We start from the raw sequence: 1,055 nt of genomic DNA on the forward strand, positions 1-1,055 counted from the left end.
CGGCTTTAGCTCTATATTCTAATGGGCTAAGGCCGTTTAGTCTCTTTTGGTATCTCTCATTATTATAGAAATGAATATATTCTTCTACCGCAAATGTAAGCTCTTCAAATGAATCGTACTTATTCAGATAATATTTCTCACTTTTGAGTGTTCCCCAAAAGGATTCCATCGGCCCATTATCGATACATCTGCCCACTCGTGACATGCTTTGAGTCATTTCTGCTTTCTCTATCTTCTTTTTAAATCCATTTGAAGTGTATTGGAACCCACGATCACTATGTATAAGTGGTTGATCCCCATCCAAAAGAGCAGTTGCTTGATCAAATGTCTTAAACACAAGGTTATTATTATTGGAATGTCCTAAAACATAGCTAACAATCGAACCGTCATACAAATCAAGAATAGCACTTAAATAGGCTTTTTGGGAGGAAGCATATTTAAATTCTGTAACATCTGTTACCCATTTTTCATTCGGTTTTTCGGCCGTGAATTTACGATTTAATATATTTTCTGCCACATGTTGAGGCTTGGTACGTTTATAACGTGTCTTCTTTTTTCGGATCACACAGTGTATAGCTGCCACTTTCATTAGTCTATAAATACGTTTGTGATTGAAGTACTCTTCGAACTCCCGATTCATATTTAGGGTCATTCTACGGTAACCATAAATGCCATCAACTTTTACATGGAGAGCTTTCATCGCTTTTATAATTTCATCGTTTTGAATTTCTCGGGCAGAAGGAGTGTGTTTTAACCATTTATAATAAGCAGCTCGTGAAATACTTGCGATTTCACAAAGTAAGAGTATACTTAAACCTTCTTTCTCATGCAGTTCCTGAATGGCGATATATTTAGTTTCAAATCGGAATTGGCTTATTTTCGCCTCCTTTCGATCTCCTCTAACTTTTTTAAGAATAAATTCTCCGCACGTAACCGTTCATTTTCTCTTTCTAACCTTTTCATCTCTAGTCTGACTTTCTCTTCTAGAGTTAGCTCTACTTCTTCTTTTTTTCTTCCCCGCTGGTCTTTAAGTGCTTCATCTCCACCATCTTCAT

General features: G+C 36.4%; 2 protein-coding genes. Both read right to left on the bottom strand.

Annotated elements, in window-relative coordinates; translation table 11 throughout:
- Positions 1-916, bottom strand: a 916-nt coding sequence (locus CWS01_RS22040) for an IS3 family transposase (protein WP_328588941.1), incomplete at its 3' end; no start/stop codon positions are given.
- Positions 874-1,055, bottom strand: a 182-nt coding sequence (locus CWS01_RS22820; RefSeq protein WP_407938597.1) for a hypothetical protein, incomplete at its 5' end; no start/stop codon positions are given. The genes CWS01_RS22820 and CWS01_RS22040, both read right to left, overlap by 43 nt.

The organism is Niallia nealsonii, from assembly GCF_002835805.1.
Classification (GTDB): Bacteria; Bacillota; Bacilli; order Bacillales; family Cytobacillaceae; genus Niallia; species Niallia nealsonii.